Source organism: Ruegeria sp. N10 (genome assembly GCF_056531545.1).
In genome coordinates, this window is record NZ_JBQFLY010000056.1 from 1 (window position 1) to 1,632 (window position 1,632).

Sequence of the window (1,632 nt, forward strand, 5' to 3'; positions counted from 1 at the left end):
TCGATGTAGTGCCAGTCCACGCCGTTTTCGTTCGCCCATTTCAGGATCGCCCGGCTGGTGAACTCTGTTCCATTATCACTGACAATGCTAGTTGGCTTGCCATAGAGACGCACAAGCGCGTACAACTTCCGCGCGACACGGGCACCCGAGATGCTGGTATCGGCCATCAGACACAGGTTCTCGCGGCAGCAATCGTCGTTCACCGCCAGAATGCGGAACCGGCGTGATGCCCCGAATGTGTCCGACAGGAAGTCCAGGGACGAGCGTTCACCTGGCCTCAGCGCCACTGGCATCGGTGTTCGAGACCCACGCGCCCGTTTGCGGCCCCGTCGTCGCCTGGCGCCCAGTTTCTCCTCAGTGTAAAGCCGATACAGCTTCTTGTGGTTCACGATTATTCCTTTGCGTTCCAGCATCACGCCGATCCGCCGATAGCCAAACCGGCGGCGCTTGGCAGCGACGGCCTTCATCTCCTTGCGTATCTCGGGATTGTCCGGCGGGCGTTCACGCCTGACAGTTTTGGGATCGACACCCCCTCACGGGACATTGCTTCGCAATGCCCTGCCGGGCAGTGGACAAGTCGGCAGGCCCGGCGTTGCGAGATGTCATGATCCCGCATCGCCCTCAGCGCTGCCTCTCGCCGCTCATTCGGCGTCGTCAGCTCTTTCCCAGCAGATCCTTCAGAACAGCATTGTCCAGCATCGTATCGGCCAGCAGGCGCTTGAGCCTGGCATTCTCGTCTTCCATCGCCCTCAGCTTCGCGACGTCAGACACTTCCATGCCGCCATACTTCGATTTGTATTTGTAGAACGTGCCCTGGCTGAGGCCGTGCTTGCGGCACACCTCGGCCGTCGACATCCCGGCTTCCTGTTCTTTGATCATCCCGATGATCTGCGCCTCGGTAAAACGGCTCTTTCGCATTCGTTTGCTCCTTCAAAAGGTTGAGCAAACTCTACATCTGAACGAGGGAAATTTCGGGGGGCAGGTCAGAGGTTCCATTGTTCTCGCAGTCATTACACATTTTCTTTCTCAAGCGAGATCTCAAGCGATCGAAGTCGAGAGAGAAAAGCGAGAAAATTACCTTAAGCTTATGGAATCTCTAAAATCTTTTGTTTCCAAAAAGGACAACGATACGCTTATGCAGTTGTATTTTCAAACATGGGTGGTTGGATCTAGCGAGGTTGTCCAAAGTTGTAGTGACTTGTTGCAAAAAAACAAAAATGAGCCCTCCCAATTCGGATGAAGTAAACAAAAGTGTTAACAAGTTGATTGAAGCAATGTGGCGCGACTTGGGATGGAGTTCAATTGGCAATGCCGAATTTGACGCATTCACAGAAAACCAACTATTGACGCCTGATCACTTTCAGAGCACCTCAACTCCAATTTTTGCCCCGTTGCTGAACGCAATCGGATAAGCCTATGGAAAGCCTACGAAGTAACACTTGAATTTACTTAGGAAGTAGTCGCGAACCAACAAAACAACATTCGTTTGGACCGCTGGACCTGGTCGACCGGATTCTAACAAGGCGTCTACGTTTCATTCGGCCGACAGCACTGACGGTGGAGGCGTGTTGGTTTTCATGTTGGGGTAAGAGTCGGCTTCAGGGAGCGTCAGAATGGGTGCGCTTTGATAGC

The 1,632-nt window shown here is 53.4% G+C and carries 1 pseudogene; it reads right to left on the reverse strand.

The features are described 5' to 3' along the window. Positions 1–918 (reverse strand): annotated as a pseudogene (locus tag ACR0JI_RS21905) (IS3 family transposase); the annotation flags it as partial. Positions 919–1,632: the final 714 nt, after the last annotated feature.